The sequence below is a fragment of the Streptomyces sp. NPDC014006 genome, from assembly GCF_043088925.1.
Classification (GTDB): Bacteria; Actinomycetota; Actinomycetes; order Streptomycetales; family Streptomycetaceae; genus Streptomyces.
The window spans coordinates 23,041-43,238 of sequence record NZ_JBICAJ010000016.1 but is presented as its reverse complement, the minus strand read 5'-3'; the positions used below and the strand labels follow the sequence as shown (position 1 = coordinate 43,238).

20 protein-coding genes are annotated in these 20,198 nt (G+C 66.7%); 2 read left to right on the top strand and 18 right to left on the bottom strand.

Features of this window, described 5'->3' with window-relative positions:
* The first annotated feature begins 768 nt into the window (after nt 1-768).
* Complete coding sequence (locus tag ACF1GV_RS37085) at nt 769-993, top strand: hypothetical protein (RefSeq protein WP_391690254.1); 225 nt, start codon at nt 769-771, stop codon at nt 991-993.
* A gap of 137 nt (nt 994-1,130) precedes the next feature.
* On the opposite strand, the gene ACF1GV_RS37080 is transcribed toward ACF1GV_RS37085, so the two are convergent.
* Both ACF1GV_RS37080 and ACF1GV_RS37075 read right to left on the bottom strand, forming a co-directional pair.
* Nucleotides 1,131-2,033: a ParA family protein gene (locus ACF1GV_RS37080; RefSeq protein ID WP_391690251.1), complete on the bottom strand. Its 903-nt coding sequence runs from the start codon at nt 2,031-2,033 to the stop codon at nt 1,131-1,133.
* Between the two features lie 263 nt (nt 2,034-2,296).
* Complete coding sequence (locus ACF1GV_RS37075) at nt 2,297-3,454, bottom strand: ParB/RepB/Spo0J family partition protein (RefSeq protein WP_391690248.1); 1,158 nt, start codon at nt 3,452-3,454, stop codon at nt 2,297-2,299.
* A 368-nt stretch (nt 3,455-3,822) separates the two neighbouring features.
* On the opposite strand from ACF1GV_RS37075, the gene ACF1GV_RS37070 reads away from it, so the two are divergent.
* The gene (locus ACF1GV_RS37070; protein ID WP_391690476.1) at nt 3,823-5,676 is read left to right on the top strand and encodes a DUF2637 domain-containing protein; all 1,854 of its coding nucleotides are present in this window, start codon (nt 3,823-3,825) and stop codon (nt 5,674-5,676) included.
* A 257-nt stretch (nt 5,677-5,933) separates the two neighbouring features.
* Here the strand turns inward: ACF1GV_RS37070 and ACF1GV_RS37065 are convergent, their stop codons facing one another.
* From ACF1GV_RS37065 to ACF1GV_RS36990, 16 genes are all read right to left on the bottom strand, one after another.
* On the bottom strand, nt 5,934-6,623 hold the full coding sequence (locus ACF1GV_RS37065; RefSeq protein WP_391690245.1) for a hypothetical protein: 690 nt from the start codon (nt 6,621-6,623) through the stop codon (nt 5,934-5,936).
* Nucleotides 6,620-10,033 carry a hypothetical protein gene (locus ACF1GV_RS37060; RefSeq protein WP_391690242.1) on the bottom strand — a complete coding sequence of 1,138 codons (3,414 nt, stop codon included), beginning with the start codon at nt 10,031-10,033 and terminating at the stop codon, nt 6,620-6,622. Before ACF1GV_RS37060 ends, ACF1GV_RS37065 begins: the two co-directional genes overlap by 4 nt.
* A gap of 12 nt (nt 10,034-10,045) precedes the next feature.
* Entirely contained in the window at nt 10,046-10,489 is a 444-nt protein-coding gene (locus ACF1GV_RS37055; RefSeq protein WP_391690239.1) for a pilus assembly protein TadG-related protein, read from the bottom strand.
* Complete coding sequence (locus ACF1GV_RS37050; RefSeq protein ID WP_391690236.1) at nt 10,489-10,950, bottom strand: TadE/TadG family type IV pilus assembly protein; 462 nt, start codon at nt 10,948-10,950, stop codon at nt 10,489-10,491. Before ACF1GV_RS37050 ends, ACF1GV_RS37055 begins: the two co-directional genes overlap by 1 nt.
* A complete protein-coding gene (locus tag ACF1GV_RS37045) occupies nt 10,947-11,372 on the bottom strand; it encodes a TadE/TadG family type IV pilus assembly protein (protein WP_391690233.1) in 426 nt (141 codons plus the stop codon). Before ACF1GV_RS37045 ends, ACF1GV_RS37050 begins: the two co-directional genes overlap by 4 nt.
* On the bottom strand, nt 11,372-11,587 hold the full coding sequence (locus ACF1GV_RS37040; RefSeq protein ID WP_391690230.1) for a hypothetical protein: 216 nt from the start codon (nt 11,585-11,587) through the stop codon (nt 11,372-11,374). The genes ACF1GV_RS37045 and ACF1GV_RS37040 overlap by 1 nt, the downstream gene beginning before the upstream one ends.
* Nucleotides 11,588-11,632: 45 nt before the next feature.
* Nucleotides 11,633-12,517 carry a type II secretion system F family protein gene (locus ACF1GV_RS37035; protein WP_391690227.1) on the bottom strand — a complete coding sequence of 295 codons (885 nt, stop codon included), beginning with the start codon at nt 12,515-12,517 and terminating at the stop codon, nt 11,633-11,635.
* A complete protein-coding gene (locus tag ACF1GV_RS37030) occupies nt 12,514-13,467 on the bottom strand; it encodes a type II secretion system F family protein (protein WP_391690224.1) in 954 nt (317 codons plus the stop codon). The genes ACF1GV_RS37035 and ACF1GV_RS37030 overlap by 4 nt, the downstream gene beginning before the upstream one ends.
* Nucleotides 13,464-14,972, bottom strand: coding sequence for a CpaF family protein (locus ACF1GV_RS37025; RefSeq protein WP_391690221.1), 1,509 nt, complete (start codon nt 14,970-14,972; stop codon nt 13,464-13,466). The genes ACF1GV_RS37030 and ACF1GV_RS37025 overlap by 4 nt, the downstream gene beginning before the upstream one ends.
* Nucleotides 14,959-15,783: a hypothetical protein gene (locus tag ACF1GV_RS37020; RefSeq protein WP_391690218.1), complete on the bottom strand. Its 825-nt coding sequence runs from the start codon at nt 15,781-15,783 to the stop codon at nt 14,959-14,961. The genes ACF1GV_RS37025 and ACF1GV_RS37020 overlap by 14 nt, the downstream gene beginning before the upstream one ends.
* Nucleotides 15,783-16,499 carry an SAF domain-containing protein gene (locus ACF1GV_RS37015; protein WP_391690216.1) on the bottom strand — a complete coding sequence of 239 codons (717 nt, stop codon included), beginning with the start codon at nt 16,497-16,499 and terminating at the stop codon, nt 15,783-15,785. Before ACF1GV_RS37015 ends, ACF1GV_RS37020 begins: the two co-directional genes overlap by 1 nt.
* 18 nt (nt 16,500-16,517) lie before the next feature.
* On the bottom strand, nt 16,518-17,024 hold the full coding sequence (locus tag ACF1GV_RS37010) for an ATP/GTP-binding protein (protein WP_391690213.1): 507 nt from the start codon (nt 17,022-17,024) through the stop codon (nt 16,518-16,520).
* Nucleotides 17,025-17,392: 368 nt separating this feature from the next.
* Complete coding sequence (locus ACF1GV_RS37005; protein ID WP_391690210.1) at nt 17,393-17,941, bottom strand: hypothetical protein; 549 nt, start codon at nt 17,939-17,941, stop codon at nt 17,393-17,395.
* A 347-nt stretch (nt 17,942-18,288) separates the two neighbouring features.
* Complete coding sequence (locus tag ACF1GV_RS37000; RefSeq protein WP_391690207.1) at nt 18,289-18,411, bottom strand: hypothetical protein; 123 nt, start codon at nt 18,409-18,411, stop codon at nt 18,289-18,291.
* A 117-nt stretch (nt 18,412-18,528) separates the two neighbouring features.
* On the bottom strand, nt 18,529-19,173 hold the full coding sequence (locus ACF1GV_RS36995) for an ATP/GTP-binding protein (RefSeq protein WP_391690204.1): 645 nt from the start codon (nt 19,171-19,173) through the stop codon (nt 18,529-18,531).
* A gap of 218 nt (nt 19,174-19,391) precedes the next feature.
* The gene (locus tag ACF1GV_RS36990; RefSeq protein ID WP_391690201.1) at nt 19,392-20,000 is read right to left on the bottom strand and encodes a hypothetical protein; all 609 of its coding nucleotides are present in this window, start codon (nt 19,998-20,000) and stop codon (nt 19,392-19,394) included.
* Nucleotides 20,001-20,198: the final 198 nt, after the last annotated feature.

The window sequence follows — 20,198 nt, the reverse complement described above, 5'->3', positions numbered from 1 at the left end:
GCTCACCAACTTGGTGAAGCATCGCGGGCTCAGCCCGGTGAAGGGGTCTATCCAAGACGGCTCCGACGCCGTGATCACACCAGCCATCGAAAGATCATCTCTGCTGTGACCAGCGAGTATGGGACAACCGTCAGGTGTGGAGAATGCGCACGGCGAGCAGCGTCTGCCAGGTCCAGCCGATCGTGAGTGAGGCGCGCTGGATCAGTCCGCCCAGATCCACCCAGCGTCGATGTTGACTGAACGTGGTACTGGCCAGCGCCATCGTGGCTGTTTCGGTTCCTGCCGAGTCGCTCGATGGCCTTCACGCTGTCGTCGCTCACTCGGATGTCGAGGATGTCATCGAGTCGCTTGATGGCTTCGCCGGCTCCGCAGCTTTGAAAGTTTCCGCCTCTCGTGCTTGATCGTGGCGTTCCTGGCATCGGCCCGGACCAAGGACCAGTGCTCTTGTCTGAGTCGGGCTTTCAGCAGTACCTCGGTGGCTGCATACAGGTGGAGAACCGCGTACTTGAGGTCACGAGGTGTGGGTTCTGCGCTCGCAGTGAGGTGATCAACGACGCTCCGAAGGTAGTCGATGCCATTGGTCACCGGGGGAAGCTCAGCGAAGGCGGTGCTGGGCGCTTGCTCTTGGTGTCGGCTGCGGCCAGGTTTGCTTCCCCTGGCTTCTCATCTTGAGCGACGGGAGCGCTAGGGACGGCGATCACTGCCAGCCTCTGCAGTCGTCGTCGCTGCTTGATGGCTGCTTCCACATCCTGCTTCTGCAGGAGCGCCGTGACGTTGCCCGTGGAGGTAGCTGAGTTCCTGGCCGGCCTTCTCCGCTCCCCCAAGCAACATGACGGGGTGAAAAGCCGTGTTATCCCGATTCGCGTCAAGGGCCTGCCTGATACGGGCAACGAGGCCCTCGATCTCGGCACGCAACTAGTCAGCAGCAGAGACGGGTTTCCGGTCCTGTTGGTCGGTCATCCCGCTATTTTGGCTGTGATTGCCAGGGCGTGATCTTTGGGATGTGCCGAAAGGCCGGGGACCAGCGTTGTACGCGTGGAACCAGACCTTTCGGCCTCGGGCGACCGATCATGGGGAGGTCTAACCCAGTGCAGGCCATGTTGGCGTCCTGGTGATTGCGGCGCAATCAGTCACTGGCGCGTGAAGCCCAGAGCCTGGGTCACAAGGTAGTAGTCGTCTGTCGCTGAGGACGCCGTTGCGTCCGTCAGTTTCGTCGGATTTTCGGTGACAGGGTCGTAGAAGCGCAGAACTTTCTGCGCTGCGTAGGCCTCGGGAATGCGGGGGCTGCGGCGCACGGTCGGCAGGACGAGTTCCTCGTAGGCTTCCTTGGCTTGCTGCTGGCTGTCGTCATATACGGCGCCCTGGTTGCGGGTGGTCGGGCAGTCCACGATCAGGATGTTCGCGAGTTCGGCCTGCGCGCCCATGGCGGAGAAGGTGTCCCTGATGTCGTCGATCTTCGCTTCCATGCGGGTCAGGGCTCGCAGCTCCTTCCAGCCTGGCTTGACGCAGGCCACGATCTCGTCTGAGGCGACGATGGCGTTGACGACGAGCAGGCCGAGGTTGCCCGGGCAGTCGACGAGGATCAGGTCGTAGGCGTCACGGATGCGGTCGATCTGCTTCCTCAGCCAGAACTCACGGCCGGTCTTCGGTCCGAGGAGTTGTTCGGCCTCCTCAAGTGAGCCGGAGCCGAGGACCAGGGACAGGTTGGGGATGGTCTTGGTGGTGTCTTCCCCGTATGGGCCGGCCAGAGCGGGAACGATGGCTTCATCGATTTTGGCGGCGCCGGTGAGGACGTCGTAAAGATTGGCCTGGTTCGTCATGGTGTCGGGCTCGTCGTATCCCAGGGCTGCGGACGCATCGCACTGGGCGTCGGCATCGATGACGAGAACTGAGTAGCCGAGGTCCGCAGCACAGGCGCCGATGTTGACCGCGGACGTCGTTTTGCCGGCACCTCCGCTCTGGTTGGTGAGCGAGAGAACGCGGGTGATTCGGCTGGAGCCTGCGGCGTTAGAAGTCTGGGAGGGTGCTGGCACGGTGGTGATCCTTCGTGGGTGATTGCGGCGCAATCGCGCAGGAGCGGATCGCGCGGGGCAGGGAACGTCTCGTCGGGGAGGCTTGCTGCTCGGAGCGGACGTGATCGGTGTGGTGATTGCGGCGCAATCACGGGGCCGTCGCAAGCAGCGAACTGATGCCGCCCCGGAGCGGTGCAATGCCGGCACGCACGCTACCCGCGCCTGCTGGTGAGAACTAGTCGTTCCTGGGAGGCGTGTGTGTGAGGCATGAGGGTGGCTACGGTCTAGGAGGTGAGCAAATTCTTCAGCTCCTCGATCTCGTCCCCGCTGAGCAGTTCCTTGATCTCGCGGGCCAGAGCCTCCACACCGCGAACGACGATCACTCCACGAGGTTCCTCTGCAGTCGCTACGGGAGCCAGGACTGCTGCCGGTGCAACTGCCTGGTTGTCGTCCCTGCTGTTCTGCTGCCTGTCTGCGGGCTGCGCCGAAGAAGGAGATGCTGGACGTGCCGGCGAGGTATCCCCCTCGCTGCTCTGAGAGGCCGAGTCTTCCGAGCGCTGCTCGGGGACGTGAGTTCCGCGTCCTTCGTCCGTGCTTGGCGCGCCATCACCGGTGGTGTCCCCGTTAGCCGCAGGGATGGTCTGTTCGTCGATCGGCTCCTTACTGATCAGCGAAGCCTGTGCCAACGTCAGTTCGCCCCGTACGTATGACTCCTGGAGGTCAGGGCGCAGCCTTGCGTACACCGTTGCGGCCTCGCGGACAGGCAGCAGGAGGCGTCGCTCGGTCTCTTCCTCGCTCGCCTCGTCCTCGAGCAGGCGCTGCTCCTTGAGCCAGTGGTCGATGACGGCCTGCTGTAGAGGAGGCACGAGCTTGAGGAGTGCCAGCCGGTGGGACACGTATGTCTGGGAGCAGCCAACACGGCGGGCGAGTTCCCGCTGCGAGAGCTGCTTGCCTGACTCGTCCTTCTCGGCGAGGGCTTCGTGGAACTCCATGCCTTCTTCGATGGGGTTGAGACCCATCCGCTGCAGGTTCTCCTGGATTGCTGCAATACGAAGGCTCGGTACATCGTTCCGGACCAAGATGGGGACTTCGGTCAGTCCGGCCAGCTTCGCAGCGGCCAGGCGCCGGTGCCCGTGATGGACGACGAAGAGGACACCTTCGGCGACATGCTTGTCGACCGTGTCTTTGTGCTGGGGGTAGATGGTGGTGTAAACGTCCGGCGGGATCACCGTCATGGCGGTGTTCATCCCGTCGGTGATGAGTGTCTCCGCCAGTTCCTCGATCTTCAGCAGTTCCTTGCGGCCGTTCTCCGGGCTCGGCATCAGCTTGTCCGGGTGGACGGTGGGCAGGCCCTGCGGGACGAGACGCGCCTGCTGAGTAGCCGCCTTGCGTGCGGCCCTTTCCGCGGCGAGGTTCCGGCTGAGACCAGGCTTTTGACCCATGGGCATCTCCGTGTGGGGTGGTGCAGAAACTGGGGGCGCGGCGGCGAGCCTATAAGGCGAGAGGATGCCAGGTGCGTTGGCGCGAGGTGATTGCGGCGCAATCACCTCTGCAACCAGCACGACCAGGCCGACTGGTGCCGTATGTCCAGATGGTCCCGTACGGGGCCTACCGACCCGCGATCACCATTGTGATCCATCTCCACAAGTCCGGAACACCGAGGGGGTAGGAGGTGGTCACTGTTTGCTGACGATCGGTGCTCGGGAGCTCACACGATGCTGAGATGGTGATCAAGTCGTGGGAGTCTGAGACCGGCACATCAGTAAGACAGGGCATGGGGGAGTGGGACGTGGCTGCGGGGAACGGTGTGATGCCCCAGCTGACCCGAGCGCATCGGGTCCTCATCGGTGTGGTCGTGGCAGGTGCCGTGATCATCGCTGGTATCGGATTCGCAGGCTCGTACGCGGCAGTCCGCGAACTGGCGGTGAAGAAGGGCTTCGGCGACTTCTCCTACGTCTTGCCGATCGGCATCGACGCTGGCATCTGTGTCCTCCTGGCTCTCGACCTGCTGCTGACCTGGATCCGCATCCCTTTCCCGCTCCTTCGGCAGACGGCCTGGCTTCTGACGGCCGCGACCATCGCCTTCAACGGGGCAGCGGCATGGCCTGACCCGCTGGGTGTCGGCATGCATGCGGTGATCCCCGTCCTGTTCGTCGTTGCGGTCGAAGCCGCGCGCCACGCCGTCGGCCGGATCGCCGACATCACCGCCGACAGGCACATGGAAGGCGTCCGCCTCACTCGCTGGCTCCTCTCACCGCTGCCAACGTTCCTGCTGTGGCGCCGAATGAAGCTGTGGGAGTTGCGCTCCTACGAGCAGGTCATCAAGCTCGAGCAGGAGCGCCTCGTCTACCAGACGAGCCTCCGCTCCCGTTTCGGCCGCGCCTGGCGTCGCAAGGCTCCGGTGGAGTCGCTGATGCCGCTCCGTCTGGCCCGCTACGGAGTCCCCCTGGCGGAGACAGCGCCGGCCGGGCTGGCCGCCGCGGGCATTGACGAGCCGCCAATACGGTTCACCGTCGAGAGGGCCCCCGTTCCGGCGCAGCACCAGATCCCCGAGCACGAGGCCGCTGTCGACCCGCAGAGGGAACTGCCGCCGGTGAGCGACGCGGACCCGCGGCCAGGGAAGCAGACGCGCGCTGAACACCTGGCGCCTGAGAACGACCCCGGAGACAGAAAGAACGCGCAGCGCCTTGCAGGCGCCTATCAGGACTGGATGGCCGCCTTCGGGATCGAGCCCACCAGTGCGCAGTTCGCTCTATGGCTCCAGGACCAGTACGGCATCGCCACCGCGGCCGGTGGGCCGCTGTCCGACGAGCAACTCGAACCGCTGCTGCGGCTCCTCAAGCAGCGTCACAAGGCCTCAGCTGAGAACAGCACCGACCAGGCTCCCCAAGAGGCGGATGACGAGTGGAGCGACTACTTCTACAACGCCTGGCTTGCGTACACGCAAGAGCACGGTGCCTACCCCGATGCCGCCGCCCTCGCCGCATACGTCTACGAACGCGACCAGATCACCAGCGCCGCCGGCCGACCCGTCATGGGGGAAGAGCTGGAGGGATTCGTCGCATCTTTCCGAGAGCGGGAGTTCGCCGGTAAGGAGTCGCCCGCCGACGAGGAAGCCACCGATCCTGCTGCAGATGGGCCTTCAGGTGACCGCGTCCCGAACCAGGAGGGGCATGAGGAGGCTCCGGTCGGTGCAGGTGCTCACCCCGCCAAGGAGAACCGCAACCACACGGTGAGCGCCGCCATCAACGACTCGGCGGGAGCAGACGACCCGGCCTGGGAGTCCACCCCGCTCACCACCGTCGACCGCTACTACCTCGCCTGGACGCAGTACCAGACCGAACACGGTGAGGAACCCAAGGCCGAGCAGCTCTCCGCCTACCTTGCATCCGAGAAGGGCATGACCGGGCGGGGTGGGAAACCGGTCAGCCCGTCCACCCTGCGCCGCTACCTCTTGCCGTTTCGGATCTACAACGTCTGGGCGGAACACCGCCTGCGCAACCAAGCTTCGTCACTCGACGCCATTGTGCAGGAGTGCGCATCCCACGGGATCACCGCGCAGCACAACAAGCCCCTCACCGCCGACTACATCGCCGAGCAGGTCGTCGACTTTGAGCGGCGCTGGCAGGCACTGACCCGCCACCAGGCGCAGCAACAGCAGTGACAAGTCGCGCCTTGTGAGTTGCTGTACACCAGCGACCAGTCAGAGTCAACGGCTGCGCAATCGAGAAGCCGCAGGTCAGGCCAGGATTGCGCAGCTGGGATGCCTCTTGCGTAGCCAGTGCACACAGTGGTGTGCGCAGCCGTCACTGGGCTTGACCGCGGGATCCGGGTGATGGGTCACTGTTCGTCACGGAGGTCATCGTGACCGCCAGGCGCCCCACCACGTGAGGGAGGGCGCCTGTGACTGTGCAGCAGCCCTTATGGGCCGGGCGAGAGAAGCGAAGGAGGCAGAGGGCAGGGCCGGCCGAGCTGTGCGCATCGGATCATGAAACCCGGCGGCAGCCATCCACCGCTGACCAGGCGAGGATGGGAAGGGAACGTGCTGAGCGCGGCGAGAACGAACAGAAGAGACGCCCACGGGGTTCGCAGCTGTGCCAGCAGTGGCCGGTTGTCGAATTGATCGTGGAACGCGACTTGGCAAAGGTCAGGGGCAATCAAGTCGATGCTGTCGAGCCCGGCATAGTGCACCCGCATGCTGGCCTGCGGGTGGCTGAAGTGGAAACCGAGTGTGGTCACGGTGAGGTAGCCCATCCCGGAGTGGACCCAACGAGGCCGAGCCGCGTCCTGGGCTGCTCGACGCCGGGAGGCGTTTCCTACTGCTGCTCCGGCCAGGGAGCCCAGTACGAAGGCGGGAGAGCCGAACGCGAACACACTGGTGTGGTTGTAGCTGCCATTGCCCACTGCCTGCCAGGTCATCCGCTCGCTGTGGCCGACGGCCAGTGGCAGCTCTCCCTGCGACAGGGGAGCCGGGGTGGCGATGCGCGGCCGCACATGCAGACGATCGGCGACCCAGTCAGCGAGGATCGCACACGTATGCCAGAGGTGTTCATCGAGCTGCGTCCACGCCTGGTACGGGGGAGCAGGTTCCTTTCGCCGGCGCCAAGTCATCCGGTCGCCTCCTGGACCGCGGAGCCGTTGAGCAGGTCATTGATGAGTTGCGCGGTTTCCAACTCCAAGTCGCAATCGAGGGCACGATTGACCTGCTGAACCCGGGTGATGGCGATATGCAGTCCCGAACGGTTGCCAGCCGCGTGCTCGATCCTCATCCAGTCGCGGTAGAGCAGTTCCGCCGACTCATCGACGTCGAGACCAGTTGCCACGGCTTGTCGGGCCGCGCTCAGGTCACGATGGGGCCCCACACGTAGGCGGTAGGTGGCCACAGTATGAGCGACATCGGTGATCCGGGTGATCATCTCCTGCTGCAGGGGTTCCGCCCACGGAAGGGGCTTGCCCCCAAAGGGCCTGCCACGCACGAGAGCCAAGGCCTTCTCGAGATCCTCCAGACCCGCCGGCCCCAGCGGTAGGGCACGTTCGACGAGCCTAAGGAAATTGCTCCAGTCGCAGCGCACGCCGGACGCGAGTCGGTAGGGGTCTTCACCGGAGCTGCGCCGCGGGACATACGGATTGCCGTCAGGGTCGCTACCGAGCGAGCGTCGCAGGCCTTGGTAGCGGGCGTTGAGGGTGCTCACCGACCAAGGGTTAACGGGATCCATGTCGGCGCACAGGGCATCGGCGCTACGCGCGCGCCGGAAGTACAGCAAGGCGGCGAGCTGCGCCATCCTCGGGCCGTGCCCGGTGCTGTCGACGCCCGTCACCTCAACCGGCCCCAGGACCCGGATCTCCGGGGCGTGCAGATCGTGCGCTTCGCATCCTTCCGCCTCGGGCACCGTCGGCTCCTCGACGGCGGTCGCCGGGACGTCGGCCTCCGCAGCTTGTACCGTCTCGCCGCAGTCCGCGTCGGCCCGAGACTCTGGGGCCCAAGGCACCACTGGTTCGGTATCCGGGTCGGCTTGGCCGTCGGCCTCCATCGACGACGTGGTGGGGGAGAGAAGACGGAGTCCAGCCGGATCAGGGCTGGCGGCGAGCAGGGCCGGGAAGACCTCGTCGCTCGCATGCGCTGCCGCGGCCGGTGCTGGCATCGCGGCGGCAGGGGCGACGGATGTTTGAAACGACGCCTGCTCTGGGTGCTGCATGCCCTCAATCTCCTCCGGAACGTCCTGCCAGGGCCCCTCGGCCGGGTGGGGCGGCTGCCCGGACACTTTCAAGGCGGTGGTGATCTGGAGGTAGGCGGCGTGTTCCAGGCGCTGCACCGTGATGTCGGTACCCGCGTAGTCGAGGGTTTGCGGCTCGTTGAGAGAGGCGTTGAGGATCTCCGCCTCAGGGAAGTGCGCGGCCGCCGTACGGGCTGGGGCGATCAGGGTGACGGGCAGCCCCCTCGCCCGGTCGATGACGTCGGCGAACTGCCAGGCCGTGTCCTCGTCCAGCGAGGACGCGCACAGCAGTAGATACGGCTGGTGCTGGGTTTCCGGCATCTGGTGCGCTTCCAGCAGGCGTTCACTCAGATCACGCAGTGCGTGCGCGGCCTGGCGCATGTGGGCGATCCGCGCGGTGGGCAGCAGCTGTGGCAGGTCCTCGCCGAACCCCACGGTGACGATCTCGACGTCGCCCGCCCACGGACTCATCCCGAGTTCCAGCACGAGCGAGGTGCACACTTCGGTGATGTGGACCGGGTTGCCGTCCAGCAGCAGCGCGGGGAGGGCTGCGAGGTTGAGCAGCAGCAGGTCGCCAGCCTTGGTGCTGCCGATGGTGACCAGCCCCGGATACGGTGCCGGTACCTCGCGGGCGGTCTCGTCATTCAGTAGGGCGGCGTCGGCGGGCAGGACCCACCAGCCGCCCTGTCCGGCGGTGAAGGGTGTCACCGGTTCCTGGGCGAGGTCCTCGGGCAGCACCTCTACTGCTCGCGTCCCGATTCGGGCGGCCCGTAGGGACGGCAGGGCGGTGTCCTCCTGCTGCTGGGCAGCGTGGCGGGCCAGCGTCCGCAGGGCTACGTCCAGGCGGGCAGCGCCTGCCGGCTCGGCGGCCGCCGCCAGTTGGGCTTCTGCTGTCGAGGTTTCCGAGGCGATGGCGATCTTCTCGCCGGGCTTGCGGCGGCGGCGCTGCAGCGTTCTGCGCAGGGCGAGGGCGCCGGTGATGGCGGCGGCCAGCAGTGCGCCGGCGCCGAGCACGATGCGCAGGTTCAGAGCATTGCTGCTGGCTGGAGTGGTCCCTGGGACAGCAGCAGAACCGGAGGACTCCGACGGTGACGGAAAGGCGGTAGAAGGGGAGGCGCTAGCGCTGGGCTTCGGCGCGGTAGACGCTGAGGCGGGCGCAGACGATTGATCCTGTCCCGGCGGCTCGGCAGAGTGACTGGCCGCTGCGCTGGGTGCCGACGTCTCGGCGGCCGACGCTGTGGCCTTGCTGGGCACGGGCGTTGGCGCTTCGCCGCCGTCGCCCGGCTTCTGCTTGCCGTCGGGATTCCGGGTGGCCGGGGGAGTGGTCTCCTGGCCACCCGACTCCCCCTCTTGAGCCGGTTGGTGGGGCCGTGCCTCGGGCACCGTGACCTGCTGTCCCGCGTAGATGACGTCGGGGTCGGTGATCTCGGGCAGGCCTTGCGGCTGAGGCTTGCCCCTGCTGGCCTCGAACAGCTGCGGCCACGCGTCACTGTCACCGAGCTCGTCCTGAGCGATCTTCGACAGGTATTCGCCGGCGTGGACTGTCACCTGATGCTCGCCCTTTTCGGAAGCGGCGGGAGCAGTAGTTCCCATCTGTGTGCGGAGGCCGGCCGCCGGGACGGCATGGTCCGGCATCTGAAGCCGCCAACCGGGCTGCAGGAAGCTGTTGGACTTGAAGACCTGGCCGTCTGGCATGCTGCGTCCCTCGTTCAGCGCCGCGATGTCGCGCCAGCGTTCGCCGTCGCCCAGCTCCCGCTCGGCGATGCTCCACAGGCTTTCCGCGGGCCGTGTATCGCGCACCGTGTACGTATGGGCCGCTGAGGCGCTCGCCGCCGTCGCCGAGGCCTGCTCAGAGCTCGAGGGCGGGGCCTGCCCGGGTAGGCGGGCGGCTGTAACGGACGGAGCGGCCTGCGCTTCCGACGCCAGGGCCGAACTGGTGGGAACCAGCACCAGAATGCTGCCGATCAGCGCGGCTGCCGCCCGCTGCGATGCACCAAGACCGCGAGGCACGTGCCAGGCGCGGCCGCGGAGCTGGGCGAAAAGCTCACGCACGGCACAGAAGGCGAACTGGGCCCAACCGACCCAGCCGACCACGACCAACAGCATGAGGAACGCTGCCCCCGTGTCCTGCCGGCTCAGCAGATGTGCCAAGTCATCGTGGCTGGCGGCCCAGATGACCGGGGTCGCCCATGCCAGCAGCAGCGGCAGCCCGGCAACCACGCCGGCCAAGACGAGCAGACTCACGACGGCCTTGAACACCCGGCCCAGGGTGCGGCTTGCTGTGGCGGAAGCGTGCGGGGTGCGCATGCGGGGGTTTCCTTAGTCGGGGTTGGTGACGCCGGTCAGGAGCGTTGCGGTGCCGTGTCCCGTGACCGGCATCGAGCCGATCCCGACCACGGACAGGAATTTCGTGTCGTAGGCGCCAGACACGTTGACCGTGAGTGTCTTGCCGTCGCCGGAGACGCTCACCGTGCCGCTGGCCCCGGCGGAGCGCAGGTAAGCCTGCGCTGCGGCAACGGCGTCCTGCGGGTTGACGACGACTGCTTCGCCGCTGATGGCCTTGGCGGGGTCGATGGCCTGCCCACCGGCCCGGGCCGCTTCACCGGCGATGTAGTCGGCCCGCTCGGTGGCGCGCATCTTCCCGCCGCCGTCGACGGCCACGCCGATGATGCCGATCAGCGCCACCACGCACACCGCGACGAACACGGTGACGCCGCCGCGGTCATCGAAGGGGCAGCGGCCTTCCTCGTGCCGGACGTTCATTACGCCCCCCGCTGCCGGTAGGCGTCCACGACGGATGTCGCGGTCGATGTCAGGGTGCGGGTACCGGGCACGCCGGGCAGCAGAAGGTCGGACAAGTTGACGGTGCACGAGACGGTCACCGTGACGGTGCCGACCTGGCCAACCGGCACGCTCAGACCGCCGGTGTTGACGTTGACGCTGGTAGACGCGCAGGTGATGCCCTGATCATCCAGGGACTCGGCAGCTGCGGATTGTGCGGCAGCCTGGGCCGAGGCCGCTGTGCGGTGGATGGATGCCTCACGGGCCGCGTCTTCGGCTGCAGCGTCGATCTTCGCCCCGGAAGTGACGATGCGGCCTCCTGCGATGGCCATACACACGAACATGATCAACGGCGGCAGGATGATGGCCGCCTCGATGGCGACACTGCCCGTATCACCGCGCGCCCGCCTGAACCGGGACACCCATATTGATACAAGTCTCATTTTTCTGGCACCGTCCACCGCTCGACGGGCCCGGACGCCGACTGCGTGATCGACAGACCCGGGACGCCGGGAATCATCGACTGTGCGGTGCCGGACACCTCGACGCGCACCCGCTCCCCGTCACTGCCGGACCTGACACTCGCAAAGCGCAGGCTGTCACCCGCCGTGCGGCCCAAGACCTCACGGGCCCGGGCCGCACCGTCGTCGGGGCTCGCCCGGTAGGCGCGCGCTGCGCTGACACCCTCCCGGGCCGCGGTCAGTGCGATTTGGCGGGCGTAGTACCACATGGAGGCCTGGATGACGGCGATCGTCGCGAGCAGAACGAACGGGTAGACGATCGCCATCTGGATGGATGCGTCCCCGCGATCGTCCGCCCATCTTCGCCCGCGCCACCAGCCCTGAAGTCGGGCGTGTTCGAACATCAGATGCCGTTCAGGTTCCCGTTGTACTTGGCGATCACGGCGGCGATGGTGCCGGCGATGACCAGGGCGCCGGTGACGGCGGCGACCCAGATGATGACGGTGGTGATGCTGATGTCACCGCCGTCCGGGCGGCGCCGCATGCTGGCCTCAGCTGCCTCAAGCCGCGAGGTCAGCCAGCGCACGGCCCGGTAGGAGTGAAGAGCGGTGTGCTTCATGAGTGGTCCCCTCCGAATGTGGTGTTGAAAGAGTCGTTCGGTCAGTTAGACGGTGAGCATGCGGATCACTGCGGGGAAGGCCATCAGCAGCATGACCAGCACGGCCAGGAGGGCGCCGGGTGCGGTCATCTTCTCGCTGGCGGAGTTGGCCTCGGCCGCTTGGTCGGCGAGCAGCTCGGCGCTCAAAGCGGCGGTGCGGGCCCGCAGTGCTTTGTAGACGGCGGCGCCGTCGGTGGCTGAGCCGCGCATGATGTCCGCGACGTCGTCCAGCGCGGGCAGCTCGTACTGGGCGGCGAGGTCGCTCAGGGCCTGGTAGGGCGGAATCTTCTCCAGCCGGGCCCGGCGCAGAGCGCCCTGCAGGTACAGAAACGGCCATCCCTGGCCGACGGCTGCCGCCTTCTCCAAAGCTTCGGTGGGGCCGGCATCCGCGGCCCGCTTGAGCGCCACCAGGTCGAGGTAGGCGACCAGCGCGTGGGCGAACTCCTCCCGAGCCCGCTTTGCCTGGTCACGCACCGCGAGGTCAGGGGTGATGAACAGCAGTACCGCGACGGCGAGCCCGACCACGGCCGGTACGTAGAAGGGCAGTGAGATACCCGCGATGACCCAGGGGATCGTCACCAGCACCGGGCAGAGCAGGCCGAGCGCGGCGAGCGCTGTCTTCTTCAGCATGAACTGTCCCGGCCCCTGGCCGAGGAGGGCGAGATTGGTGGTGGGCACGCGCACACCGGGCACGCGCTGCAGGCGGGCCATCAGCCACCGGCCCCATACCTCCTCACGGTCCAGTGCCGGCACCGGCATGGTCAGACCGCCCGGGGGGGTCCGCTCGAGGGCTGGCCCAAGCGCAGGCTGGGGGCGCAACATCTCGCGCACCAGCAGGGCGAGACCGGCGCCGATCGTTCCCCCGGTGAGCACGACGGGAAGCAGGTTCACGACGTGGCTCCTTCCGTTTCGCGCTCTGGCAGGCTTTCGTCTGCCGCAGCTGCCGCCAAGGCGGGCAGGCGGACTGTGCTGCGGGCGTCGGCAATCAGGAAGCGCGGGATGCGGCGGAAAACGCCCAGCTGCCGCATCAGGGCGAGCGTGGCGACGAAGCCGGCGGTCAGGAAGCCCAGCACGAGCTGCCCGAGGAGGGTGGAGTACGGCCTGGTGTACGACGGCACGAAGAACCCGGCGACGACGATGCCGAGAGTAATGAAGGTCATCCACCGCACTGTGGTGCGCGGCTTGGCGCGGTCTGCCTCGATGCTGCGCTTCTTGGCGACCTCCTCACGCACGGTGCCAGCCAGGTCCTCGAGTGCCTGCGCCAGGCCCGGACCGCGGTCGTTGACGGAAAGGATCAGCGCAGCGGTGACCTTGTCCGCGGTGACGTCGTCGAGTTCGTCCGCGAAGGCGCGCAGCGCGTCCTTGGGCCGCCACCCCAGGCGGAGCCGGTCCGACAGGCCCGCGATCTGCGCAGCGAGCGCATCCGGGGCTCCCTTCCGGCTGGTGATCATCGCCTGTTCCAGGCCCATTCCCAGCCGCAGAAGCCCAGCGAGTCGCTGGGTCCACTCACTCAAGGCCTCTAGCTGTCCGATGCGTTCGGCGGCGATCTGCGCAGGAGTGATCAACCAGGGCACGCCGACGACAGCCGCCCCCAGCAGGGCGCCGCCCACGAAGTTGCCCGAGGCCAGCCACATGCCCAGGAACACTGTGAGACCCGCCGCCATCAACGTCCGCCGCCGCAGCCGTACATCATCGGCATGGTCATGCCCACCGCGCAGGGCACGCCATCGCTGGTACAGCGGGGCCCGGCGAGGCGCGGTGGTCCCAACGATGCCCGTCACGAACCCGATCAGGCCGCCCACGACTGCCATGCCGCTCAGCATGGCCAGTAGCAGAGTCATCGGCTCACCCCCACGAGCAGCGGCAGCGGCCCCTTCCACAGACCCTGACGGTGCTGCAGAAGGCTGGAATCGAAGCCGACGCGGCGCAGGTCGTCGATGCAGGCGGGGTCCATCTGCGGCACAGCGCGCGGCTCCCCGAAGTCCACGCCGGGCGCGAATACCTCGTTGGTGGCCGGCCGGCCGGACTCGCCGATGCCGGTGACCTCCAGGACGTGGGAGACGTAGCGGTGGCGGCGGCCGCCGATCTGAGTCTCGTCCGTCATGGAGACGTAGACGATGAAGTCCAGACCGTTGGCGATCTGCCTGTAGGCGAGCTGCTCGGACAGGTTTTCCTGCGCCAGCGCGTACAGCTCGGCGATCCGGTCGAAGACGATGTCCGGGCGCCGCGCGTGAATGGTGCACAAGTTGCCACCTGCGCCGTTGGTGAGCGCCTGCATCATCGCCACGACTTCAGGTCCGCGGACCTCACCGACGACAATCCGCTCCAGCGACATCCGTAGCGCCGGATGCATCAGGTCCAGCAGTGTGACCTCGCCGGCGCCCCGGCCGGCGCCGTCCTTCTCTCCGTTCGACTCCCGTGCCACCAGGGAGACGACCTGCCGGTGGTAGCCGTTGGAATGAGCGAAAAGTTCGTCTTCGGTCTGGATCGTGGCGAACCGGCACTCCGGGTCGAACTCCTTGAGCAGCGCCCGCAGCAGCGTCGTCTTGCCGGCTTTCTGCTTCCCCGCGATCATCACGTTCTTCTCCGCGCGGACACACGCACCCAGAAACTGCCTGAGGATCGGGTCGATGGTCCCCAACCCCACCAGCGCGTCCAGATCTGCGTGAGAGACCCGGTGGCGGCGGATGACCGCATACGTCTTCGGACCAAGCCCGGTGATCGCCTGCAGACGGGAGCCGTCCTTCAGCGACAGCGCCAGGGTCGGGTTCGCGGTGGAGATCGTGCGCTCACTCGAGCCCGAGTCCCGGGCCAACTCACGTAAAAGCTCCAACAGCTCTTCCTCAGAATCAGCGATAGGCCCGACCATCCGCCGTTCACCGTCGCCGTAGTCGAGCCACACCTCATCCGGGCCCTGGACGAAGATGTCCTCGACCCGTTCGTCATCCAGGTAGGGCTGCAGGCGGCCAGCACGGTAGAGCAAGTCATAGACCGCCCGGCGCAGGGCGTCCTCTTCCTGCGCCGTGGTGCTCACACCCCGCTCCGCACCCTGGGCGTGCGCCCACAGTGCAACAGCCTCATTGATCCAGCGCAGGCAGTGCTGCTCCTCGGTGGCACGGTCCACCTCCGAGGTGGTCTTAAGCAGCTCCTCGCGCTGCCGGGCGACCTGGGTGGCGATGTGCCGGGCAATCTTGTAGTCGACGCTGACCCGAGGCAGAGCCACGCCCAGCGGCTGCACACTCGACGGGAGGCCCGCCAAGGCATCATGGCCCCCTGGGACCCGTCGGGAGGACCCGGGCGGCGGCGCAACGGTCGGATCAGCGTGCAACGGCCTACCGCGGAGCATGCGTCACCTCCCTTGAAGCGGGCGTGCGCGGTGTCAGGCGGGAACGGCGCAGGGCGGCTCTCTGCACGAGCTGGGAGCTCGCCGTGCGAGCCGCCTTCATCAGTGCCGACTTAGTGAAGCTGCGCGGCTGCTCGGCGCCGTCGGACAGCACCACGGCGTCCTTTGGCGCGTATGGCAACGTGGCCACGACCGGGACCTGAAGCACCCGCTGCACCTCGCCTGCGGCGTAGGGGCCTTCCTCGATCAGTACCAGACCGACCTCTCCGACACGCTCCTCCAGCGCCCGTACGCGCGCCTGGGCGGCGTGCAGACAGCGCAGCGTGTTTCGAACTACCACGAACACTGCGTCTGCTTGCTCTGCGAGGACGGCTGACGGACCCTGCCCGCCACTACGTCCGAGGTCGATCAGGACGTCGTGCCCGTAGCTGCCCTCGATGCCCCGGAACATCTGCGCAAGGGCCTTCCACGTCGGCCCGAGTCCCGCAGCCTCGGCTGGATCTGTGATACCGGGCAGCAGCAGCCGGTCGCGCGGAGACTCCTTCGTGCCGTCCTCGCTGCTCAGGTCGATCAGCTGCCGCCAAAAAGCGTCGCTGAACTCATTCTTGCGGGCGGCGATGGAGAGGTTGCGCAGCCCGTACCGATCCCCGAGCGATCCCTGCAACAGCCCGTGCAGCACGGCCCCACCATCTGGGTCACACTCGGCCAGAATCATTCTGCGCCCAGCCTCCAGCGGCCACGCCAGCAGCAACGCGACAGCGCTCGTGGTCACTCCGGGCGCGCCGCGGCACCCGGCCAACGCGATGACACCCATCAGTTGCCGTCCGGGGCATCGAGAACCATTCGCAGGGTGCCAGCCGACAGCCATGCAGCCGCCGTCGGCCCATCCTTGGCAGCCGTGGCCACATCCACGACAACCACCCCAGTTCCCGGCGCAGCCTGGGAAGCCTTCACCACGCGGCCGGCAATCGTCTCCTGCGAGCCATCGGACTGCTTGCCCGCCTGGCCCGTGTCCCCTGCGCCCTGCGCCGGGACGTGCACCAACCGAACCTTCTGTCCCGATACCAAGGCGGTAGCGGGCACCTGTTCGGGCTTCAGCCCGATCGGCACCAGCTGCTCACCCGACTTGACCAGCGAGTCCCTGGTCACCTGCGAAGGAGACAACATGGAGCCAGGCTTCAGCTCCACCGCGGCCCGCTTGCCCACCACCGATTTCAGGGAATCGGCACGCACGGCCTTCACCGCTGGATCCAGAGCCATGGAGGCCCTGCCGAGATCTTGCTCGGTGAGGACCTGCCCGACCTGAACGTCGCGTACTACGGTGACCACTTCGGTCCGGTTGCCGACTTGCAGAAGGAGCACCGCAACGCCCGCTCCGCCCGCTGCGATCAGCGCCAACGACAGGGCGATGACGCCCGGTCGGCGCCTGCGGGCCGACACTCGAGGCGGAGCCACCGGGCCTACTACCTGACCTTGTGTGGACACGTTGTTCGCGGTCGCAGCGCCTGTGCGTTCCTTGGTCTTGCTCACTCTTCTTCCTTCCGGCGGCTACCTGACGACCTGTACTTCGCCGACCGCCACCTGCACGTTGGATTGCCGCACCTCGCTGAGCTGGCCGGTCTCGCCGCCGCCCTCCCAGTTCACCGTCCAGGTCGAGGTGGCGGTGACTCGATACTTGCCGCCCGATGTGCTGGCTGAGCTCTTGGAGTAGACGTGGCCGCACGTAGGTGACTCGGTCATGCCCGTAGAGGCCTTGTAGGGCGTGCCGGGGCCCGTGCACGTCACCGCGGAGCCGTCACCCATTTGCCAGACGATCTTGGAAACCTTTGCTGTCGCCGTAACCGTCACGCCACCCGCTGACGCTGATGCCGAGTTCGGCCCATACGTGGTGGCGCTCTGGTTGACCCACATCCACATCGGCACGCCGACCGTGTACTGACCAGCGGCGCGGGGGCTCGCGATGGCCGGGCCGAGAAGTGTCATCGAGTCCACCGCACGTTGAGCGAGGACGGCGGGATCGATCTGCGGAACGGTCGGAGCATTGTTGTTCGCCATCCACACGACACCGACCCGGCCGGTGTCGGGACAATTCACGCCATAGAGGGCGCCCTGACCGTCACCGGGTTTGTGCGTACCCCAGGCGGCGTTCTCTGCGGGTGGCTGAGGATCGAGCTTCCTGTAGGTGCACTTCGGAGCGTCCGAGGCGCCGGCGTGTGTGCCGTCAACCGAGCCTGACCCGCCGCTTGCCCCCCCGCTGCCGGAGCCGCCCGCGCTGGGGCCGTTTCCCCCTTGCTCCGCACAGACCGTGACCGTCAGCGGCGCGCCATCACAAATGCCAGCGCTGCCCGGCCCAGGGCCGCCCGCTGCGAGCGCTGGAGGAGCCGCTGCAGCAAAAAGCAGCATGGCGGCCGCCCCGGCTCGCGTCAGCATTTCTCATTCCCGTGAGTGGTGAACACGGTCACGAGCCACTGCCCGTTCCACCGTTCAGCCTTAGCTGTGGCGACATACCGCAACGGCTGATTGCTGGGAAGGGGAAGCACTTGCTTCTTCTTCATGCTGTAGGTCTGCCACTTGGAGATGTCCATGCAGTCAGACAGTGACGCCTCCGGCGTCTTCGCCTTGAGGTCGATACTGGTCACTTTGGTGCTGCTGTGGGTCAGCTCGCCGCGAGCAACGGTGCCGGCCTGCCTCATCCGCGCCAGATCGTTGCGAAACTGGCCAAGGGCATCGAGCGTTGCGTATTTCTCCAGCTCAGTGCCTGCGGCATCCGCCTTCTTGTAGGCCTTCGTCTGTTCCTCCCACATGCGCGCATACGCTGCCAACACGGCCGCCTTCTCTGCGGCTTCCGGATCTGCGGAAGACATCGCAGGGGTAGGTGTGGGCGAGGCGGAGGACGGCTGCTGCGTGGAGGCCTGGCCATCGCCAGCAGAGGAATCACAGGCGGCGGTGGTGACCGCCGCGCCCAGCACCATGGAGGCGGCGAAGAGATTTCGGACGCGAACGGCACGATGGGCAGTCCGGCGTACTTGGCGTGTCACATTTCCTCCCCGTTCAGCGCTTCGCGGTGGGGCTGGCCTGCCGAACACGTCCTCCTTCGGGGCGCCCCGGGGCGAGCTGCACTGATGCGCTATGTGTAGTCGCCAGGTTACGCATATGCCTGCCAAGTTCCCAATGTGATAGGTCACTTGCTCTGCGCATCTCCGGACGTATCCGACCACTTCCGGAACTGAATATCGATTTATGGTCGTGTGCACTCGCGACATGTGGCCGAGACGGCGCGACATGCGGCTGGAATGTTCACCGTTGAACCTATCGGTGGTCACAGCTCTGCCCACGAGCGCCGCTCTTCGCCGTTAGCCAGCGGCACCCACACGTCTGAGGTGGGGCTGTACTCGTCCAGGTCCTCCAGTACGGCTGCCCCGAGAGGCACTTCGCGTGCCATGTCGGCGACGAGGGGTGATGGGTGACCATGGCTTTGAGGTCGCTGATCCGGTTGTTCATCGTCTGACGTCCGCTGCCGGTCGGGACACTGGCGGCTGGTCTTGTGTGGTGCCCGATGTCAGTTGAGAACCTGAACCTCACGGACGCTGACGTCGAACGCGGACTGGCGCACCTCGGTGAACGATCCGGTCTGACCGCCTCCGTTCACAGCCCAGTTCACGGTCCAAGTGGCTGTCGCGGTTCCGTGGAACTTGCCATCTGCCCTGGAGGACGACCGCGCATAGACGTGCCCGCAGTCGGGAGACGGCGCCTTACCCATCGACGCCTCGTACCTGGTGCCAGGGCCGTTGCAGGCGACCGGCTCGGTGCCATCGCCCATGTCCCAGCTGACTGAGGTGACGGAGGCAGTGGCGGTGACGGTGACTCCGCCGGCCGTAGCACTGGCCTGCTGCGGCCCGAAGGTCGTTGGTGACGGGTCCACCCACATCCACATGGGCATGCCTACGACGTAGCGTCCGTCGGCGCGAGGACTCGCGATCTTGGGGCCGAGCAGTTGCATCTTGGCGAGCGCCTGCTGTGCCACCGCCGCGGGGTCAACCGGCGGTGCCTTCTCTCCCTCGGCGAGCCAGACCAGCGTCTGGTCCAGGGATGTACCTGGGCTGTTCACGTTGGTAAGAGTGCACGTCCTGATGTAGATGGCGCCCTTCTCAGCTGAGCCGTGGCCGAGCCGGTATTCACTGCCCTCGGGCGGCTGAGGCTCCATTTTTTCGTAGGTACAGACGGGGGGCTCCTTGCTTGCCGCTCCGCCTTGATTCCCGTGCGTGCTGCTCCCGGCGCTTCCGGGCTCGGATGAGTCGTCCTCGGCGCTGCATACCACCCACCACTTGCCCGCGCCGGTGCAACCACCCCCTGTCGGGACAGCTGCTTGAGCAGGGGATCCGCACAGGGCCCCAGTGAGAAGCGTCGAAGCAAGAACGACGCCTAGCAGGCCTGCTGCTCTGGTGTGACGTCGAGGATCTTCCACTGCTTCCCCCACTTCTCAGCTTTGATTTGGTTCACGTAACGGGTGAGGCGGTTCGTCGGCATCGCTACCGGCTTGCCGGATTGCGCGTAGATGAGCTTCCAGCGCGAGACATCAAGGCAGTCCGTGAGCCGGGCCTTGGGCACCTCGCCAGCCATGTCGAGCTGGGTGACGGAGACCTGGTGCGAGGGCTCGCCTGAAGCGATGATGCCCTTGCTCTTCAGGTCCCTCAGGTCGCTCTTGACACTGGACAGGGCCAACGCTGCGGCGTAAGTGTCCAGATCGGTGCCCGCGGCATCCGCCTTTCTATACGCCTTGGTCTGCTCCGCCCACATGCGGTCGTATGCCTGCAACACGGCCTTTTTCTCCACCCCTTCCGGGTCTGCGGAGCTCGCTGAAGGCGTGTATGTTGCCGGCGCAGACGAGGACTTCTGTGCTGGGACCTTGCTGTCGCCCGCAGAGGAATCACAGGCGCCGACGGTGACCGCGGCCCCCAACGCCATGGAGGCGGCGACGAGATTTCGGACGCGAATGGCACGATGGGCAGTCCGGCGTACTTGGCGTGTCACATTTCCTCCCCGTTCAGCGCTTCGCGGTGGGGCTGGCCTGCCGAACACGTCCTCCTTCGGGGCGCCCCGGGGCGATCTGCACTGATGCGCTATGTGTAGTCGCCAGGTTACGCATACGCCTGCCAAGTTCCCAATGTGATAGGCCACTTGCTCTGCGCATCTCTGGACGTATCCGACCACTTCCGCACCTGACTATCG

Bases quoted from the DNA above. Each gene is read 5' to 3' on its own strand.
- ACF1GV_RS37075 (WP_391690248.1), bottom strand. From the start codon at position 3,454: ATGGGTCAAAAGCCTGGTCTCAGCCGGAACCTCGCCGCGGAAAGGGCC.
- ACF1GV_RS37070 (WP_391690476.1), top strand. From the start codon at position 3,823: ATGCCCCAGCTGACCCGAGCGCATCGGGTCCTCATCGGTGTGGTCGTG.
- ACF1GV_RS37065 (WP_391690245.1), bottom strand. From the start codon at position 6,623: ATGACTTGGCGCCGGCGAAAGGAACCTGCTCCCCCGTACCAGGCGTGG.
- ACF1GV_RS37060 (WP_391690242.1), bottom strand. From the start codon at position 10,033: ATGCGCACCCCGCACGCTTCCGCCACAGCAAGCCGCACCCTGGGCCGG.
- ACF1GV_RS37055 (WP_391690239.1), bottom strand. From the start codon at position 10,489: ATGAACGTCCGGCACGAGGAAGGCCGCTGCCCCTTCGATGACCGCGGC.
- ACF1GV_RS37050 (WP_391690236.1), bottom strand. From the start codon at position 10,950: ATGAGACTTGTATCAATATGGGTGTCCCGGTTCAGGCGGGCGCGCGGT.
- ACF1GV_RS37045 (WP_391690233.1), bottom strand. From the start codon at position 11,372: ATGTTCGAACACGCCCGACTTCAGGGCTGGTGGCGCGGGCGAAGATGG.
- ACF1GV_RS37040 (WP_391690230.1), bottom strand. From the start codon at position 11,587: ATGAAGCACACCGCTCTTCACTCCTACCGGGCCGTGCGCTGGCTGACC.
- ACF1GV_RS37030 (WP_391690224.1), bottom strand. From the start codon at position 13,467: ATGACTCTGCTACTGGCCATGCTGAGCGGCATGGCAGTCGTGGGCGGC.
- ACF1GV_RS37025 (WP_391690221.1), bottom strand. From the start codon at position 14,972: ATGCTCCGCGGTAGGCCGTTGCACGCTGATCCGACCGTTGCGCCGCCG.
- ACF1GV_RS37020 (WP_391690218.1), bottom strand. From the start codon at position 15,783: ATGGGTGTCATCGCGTTGGCCGGGTGCCGCGGCGCGCCCGGAGTGACC.
- ACF1GV_RS37010 (WP_391690213.1), bottom strand. From the start codon at position 17,024: ATGGCGAACAACAATGCTCCGACCGTTCCGCAGATCGATCCCGCCGTC.
- ACF1GV_RS37005 (WP_391690210.1), bottom strand. From the start codon at position 17,941: ATGGTGCTGGGCGCGGCGGTCACCACCGCCGCCTGTGATTCCTCTGCT.
- ACF1GV_RS37000 (WP_391690207.1), bottom strand. From the start codon at position 18,411: ATGGCACGCGAAGTGCCTCTCGGGGCAGCCGTACTGGAGGACCTGGAC.
- ACF1GV_RS36995 (WP_391690204.1), bottom strand. From the start codon at position 19,173: ATGGAGCCTCAGCCGCCCGAGGGCAGTGAATACCGGCTCGGCCACGGC.